The organism is Streptomyces sp. SID9727 (assembly GCF_010550605.1).
Classification (GTDB): domain Bacteria; phylum Actinomycetota; class Actinomycetes; order Streptomycetales; family Streptomycetaceae; genus Streptomyces.
The window spans coordinates 1-5,077 of record NZ_JAAGNI010000289.1 but is presented as its reverse complement, the minus strand read 5'-3'; the positions used below and the strand labels follow the sequence as shown (position 1 = coordinate 5,077).

4 protein-coding genes are annotated in these 5,077 nt (G+C 72.3%); all 4 read left to right on the top strand.

Annotated elements, in window-relative coordinates; translation table 11 throughout:
* The coding region (locus tag G3I41_RS18510) for a CHAD domain-containing protein (RefSeq protein WP_164401332.1) at nt 1-397 on the top strand (397 nt) is incomplete at its 5' end.
* A 50-nt stretch (nt 398-447) separates the two neighbouring features.
* Entirely contained in the window at nt 448-2,373 is a 1,926-nt protein-coding gene (locus tag G3I41_RS18505) for a TIGR03960 family B12-binding radical SAM protein (RefSeq protein ID WP_164401331.1), read from the top strand.
* 89 nt (nt 2,374-2,462) lie between these two features.
* Nucleotides 2,463-3,815, top strand: coding sequence for a hypothetical protein (locus G3I41_RS18500; protein WP_164401330.1), 1,353 nt, complete (start codon nt 2,463-2,465; stop codon nt 3,813-3,815).
* A gap of 121 nt (nt 3,816-3,936) precedes the next feature.
* A complete protein-coding gene (locus G3I41_RS18495; RefSeq protein WP_164401329.1) occupies nt 3,937-4,719 on the top strand; it encodes a TIGR03936 family radical SAM-associated protein in 783 nt (260 codons plus the stop codon).
* The last annotated feature ends 358 nt before the right edge of the window (nt 4,720-5,077 follow it).

The following is a 5,077-nucleotide window of genomic DNA, read 5'->3' as shown; positions in this document are numbered from 1 at the left end:
CAAGGACCACAAGCGCCTCGCCGGACGGGTGGCGCACGCCCGGGAGCTGCCGCCGGGCCCGGACCGGGACGCCGCGCTGCACAGCGCCCGCAAGGCCGCGAAACGGGCGCGGTACGCGGCGGAGGCCGCCCGCCCGGCCCTCGGCAAGCCCGCGAAGAAGGCGGCCAAGCGGCTCAAGGCCGTACAGAGCCTCCTCGGCGACCACCAGGACGGCGTCGTCGCCCGCGAGACCCTGCGCGCCCTCGCCGTACAGGCGCACGCGGCGGAGGAGCCGTCGTTCACCTGGGGACTGGTGTACGGGCGCGAGGAGGCGGCCGCGGCAGCGACCGAGCGCGAGCTGGCCGGGGTGTGGCACCGGGCGCACAGGGCCCGCGTCCGGCGGTCCGCCGGAGGCTGAGCAGCGAGGTACGCTGGATGGTCACCCCTGCCGGCTCTCGAAAGTTCGCGATGTCTGTCGATTCGGTCTTCCCACAGCTCGAAGCTCTGCTCCCGCATGTGCAGAAGCCCATCCAGTACGTCGGCGGTGAGCTGAACTCCACCGTCAAGCCGTGGGACGAGTGCGACGTCCGCTGGGCGCTGATGTACCCGGACGCGTACGAGGTCGGGCTGCCCAACCAGGGCGTCATGATCCTCTACGAGGTACTCAACGAGCGCCAGGGCGTCCTCGCCGAGCGCACCTACAGCGTCTGGCCGGACCTCGAAGCGCTGATGCGCGAGCACGAGGTGCCGCAGTTCACCGTGGACAGCCACCGCCCGGTCAAGGCGTTCGACGTCTTCGGGCTCAGCTTCTCCACCGAGCTGGGCTACACCAACATGCTCACCGCCCTGGACCTGGCCGGCATCCCGCTGGCCGCGAAGGACCGGGACATCGACGACCCGATCGTGCTCGCGGGCGGCCACGCCGCGTTCAACCCGGAGCCGATCGCGGAGTTCATCGACTGCGCGGTCATCGGCGACGGCGAGCAGGCGGTCCTGGAGATCACCGAGATCGTCCGCGCCTGGAAGGCCGAGGGCCGCCCCGGCGGCCGCGAGGAGGTCCTGTTCCGCCTCGCGAGGACCGGCGGCGTCTACGTCCCCGGCTTCTACGACGTGGAGTACCTCCCGGACGGCCGCATCGGCCGCGTCGTGCCGAACAGGTCGGGCGTGCCGTGGCGGGTGTCCAAGCACACCGTGATGGACCTGGACGAGTGGCCGTACCCGAAGCAGCCCCTGGTCCCGCTCGCCGAGACCGTCCACGAGCGGATGTCCGTGGAGATCTTCCGCGGCTGCACCCGCGGCTGCCGTTTCTGCCAGGCCGGCATGATCACGCGCCCCGTGCGGGAGCGAAGCATCACCGGCATCGGCGAGATGGTGGAGAAGGGTCTCAAGGCCACCGGCTTCGAGGAGGTCGGTCTGCTCTCGCTGTCCTCCGCCGACCACACCGAGATCGGTGAGATCGCCAAGGGCCTCGCCGACCGCTACACCGACGACAAGATCGGCCTCTCGCTGCCGTCCACCCGCGTCGACGCGTTCAACGTGGACCTGGCCAACGAGCTGACCCGCAACGGGCGCCGCTCCGGCCTCACCTTCGCCCCCGAGGGCGGCTCCGAGCGCATGCGCAAGGTCATCAACAAGATGGTCTCGGAGGAGGACCTGATCCGCACGGTCGCCACCGCGTACGGCAACGGCTGGCGCCAAGTGAAGCTGTACTTCATGTGCGGACTGCCCACCGAGACCGACGAGGACGTCCTCCAGATCGGCGACATGGCGGTCAACGTGATCGCCAAGGGCCGCGAGGTCTCGGGGCAGAACGACATCCGCTGCACGGTCTCCATCGGCGGCTTCGTGCCCAAGCCGCACACCCCGTTCCAGTGGGCGCCGCAGCTCAGCGCCGAGGAGACCGACGCCCGCCTCGCCAAGCTGCGGGACAAGATCCGCGGCGACAAGAAGTACGGCCGCTCGATCGGCTTCCGCTACCACGACGGCAAGCCCGGCATCGTGGAGGGCCTGCTCTCGCGCGGCGACCGCCGGGTCGGCTCCGTCATCCGCGCGGTCTACGAGGCCGGCGGCCGGTTCGACGGCTGGCGCGAGTACTTCAGCTACGACCTGTGGATGAAGAGCGCCGACGCGACCCTGCCGGAGTTCGGCGTGGACGTCGACTGGTACACCACCCGCGAGCGGACCTACGAGGAGGTCCTGCCCTGGGACCACCTGGACTCGGGCCTCGACAAGGACTGGCTCTGGGAGGACTGGCAGGACTCGCTGGACGAGACCGAGGTCGAGGACTGCCGCTGGACGCCGTGCTTCGACTGCGGGGTGTGCCCTCAGATGGACACCAGTATCCAGATCGGCCCGACCGGCAAGAAGCTCCTGCCGCTGACGGTCGTGAAGTGAGCCGCGAAGTGATCGCGGGCGTGTGACAGCTCGGTGACGAAGGCCCGGTCCGGGGAAACCCCGGGCCGGGCCTTCGCGTCATGGGGAGCATGGAACAGGGAAAGCACCGGGCGCCGGTGCAGTACGGCGCCCACCAGGCGCCCGCGCACTACGAGGGCGGTGACGGCTGCCTCACCACGCTCATCCGGATCCCGGTCCGGATCGTGGTGCTCCTCGTCGTCCTGCCGGTGCGGATGGTGTGGGACGCCCTCGTCGTCACCGCCCGTGCCGCCGAACGGGTGCTGTTCCGCCCGCTCGGCCGCGCCCTGGCCTGGCTCTTCGACGTGCTGGTGGTGATCCCTGCGCGATGGCTGGGGCGGTACGTCTGCGTTCCGCTGGGGCACGCCCTGCTCTGGCTGGCCCGCGCGGTGTTCGTGTGGCCGTGGGTCGCGCTCTGGCGCCACGTCGTGGTGCCCGTGGTGCGGTACGGGATCGTGGTGCCGCTCCGATGGGCGTACGCGCACCTGCTCACCCCGCTCGGACACGGGCTGCGGTGGCTGTACCGGGAGGTGCTGGTCCCGGCGGCGCGGTGGCTGGGCTCCGCCCTGAAGTGGCTGCTCGCCATGGTGTTCGTCATGCCGGTGGTGCTGCTGTGGCGGTACGTCCTGGTGCCCGTCGGGCTCGCCGTGGCGTGGCTGGTCCGGTACCTCGTGGTGGTCCCGCTCGTCTGGGTGTACCGGCGGGTGCTCACCCCGGTGGGCCGCGGCATCGCCTGGGTGCTGGATCTGGTGATCCGGGGGATCGAGGCGTTCGTCCGGGGCCTCGGCGTCGCGCTGCGGTGGCTCGTGGTGGTCCCGCTCGTCTGGGTGTACCGGCGGGTGCTCACCCCGGTGGGCCGCGGCATCGCCTGGGTGCTGGATCTGGTGATCCGGGGGATCGAGGCGTTCGTCCGGGGCCTCGGCGTCGCGCTGCGGTGGCTCGTCGTCGTGCTTCTCGTCACGCCCGTCGTCTGGGTGTACCGGCGTGTCCTGACCCCGGCCGGCCGGGAGATCGCCGCCGCGCTCGGCGTCGCCTGGCGGGTCGCGGGATACCTCTCCCGGGCGGTCGGCCGGGCGCTCGCCTGGCTCGCCCGGAACCTGATCGCCGCGCCGGTGCGCTGGGCGTACCGCACGGTGTGCGTCCCGGTCGGCCGCTTCGTGCGCGACGCCTTCCTGGCACCCGTCGGGCGGGCCCTGCGCACGGTGGGCCGGACCACCCGCCAGACGCTGCGCGCGGCCCGGGAAACGGTCCGCCGGGCCAGGCGCGACGCCTGGCGCGCCCTGATCGGCGCGCCCGCCGAATCCGAGCCCGGGGAACCCGGAAGCCCCCTTGCGCGTACTCTGGGTAGTGCAACGACCGTGCCCAGCGCGGCACCAGGACCAGAGTTCTCCCCGCTCCCGGAGAAATCCGCACAGCAGGGGTGAGCCGGACCGGGCCGCCGGGCCACCCGTATTTCGAGGGCGGCGCGCCACCGCGCCCGCCCCGCACCGAGGAGAAGAACCACTGGGCAAGCGACAGCCCGAAGGCCCGCCGCCCGCACCGGCGGTGCAGCGCATCCGACTGCGCTACACCAAGCGCGGCCGCCTCCGGTTCACCAGCCACCGCGACTTCCAGCGTGCCTTCGAGCGGGCGCTGCGCCGCTCCCAGGTGCCCATGGCCTACTCGGCGGGCTTCACCCCGCACCCCAAGGTGTCGTACGCCAACGCCGCCCCCACCGGTACGGGCAGCGAGGCCGAGTTCCTGGAGATCGCCCTCACCGAGCCCCGAGACCCGGGTGTCCTGCGTGAGCTGCTCAACGACTCGATGCCGGACGGCCTGGACATCACGGACGCCGTCGAGGCCCGCACCTCGGGTCTCGCCGACCGGCTGACCGCCTCCGTCTGGGAGATCCGCCTCGACGGGGTGACCCCGGAGGGCGCGGAGAAGGCCGTGTCCGCCTTCGGCGCGGCGGAGACCGTCGAGGTCGAGCGCCGGACGAAGAACGGCATGCGGACCTTCGACGCCCGTTCCGCCGTGGTCGACCTCCGGACCCTCGATCTTCCGGCTGATAGGTCCGGTGACAGGGCCTGTGCGATACTGCGCCTGGTTGTTCGGCACGTGACACCTGCCGTACGGCCTGACGACGTCCTGTCCGGTCTCCGCGTTGTGGCCGACCTGGCGCCGCCGGTCCCCGCAGCGGTGACCAGGCTGGCGCAGGGGCTCTTCGACGAGGAGTCCGGCACGGTGACCGACCCGCTCGCGCCCGACCGCGAGGCAGCCCCGGCCGCATCAACCACGGCCACCGGGACCGCCGTCGCGACGGCGCCCGAAGGTGCAGGTTCCGCGTAAGGCGGTCGTCGTAGCGCAGCCCTCGCGCTCGGGAGCCACCTGGGCCGGGCCGCGCGCTGACCCATAAGACTTTCGCCAGGCCGTCCGCACACCGCGTACGGAACCGGCGAGCCAAGATTCAGCTCCCGTGCGGCGCCCGCGCCCCGGACGGCGGTGCCGCGGCCACCCGCGGACCGGACCGGACCGGAACCAGGTGCGGCGCCCGGGAGCGCGACGGGAGAAACGCCCGCATGCCCCAGCCGAACGAACCCGGCACCGCCGGGAACGCAGAAGACAACAACACCCCCGGGGACAAGCTGCCCCCGCGCCGCAGGCGCCGCGCCGCCTCCCGCCCCGCCGGCCCGCCGTCGGGGCGGGA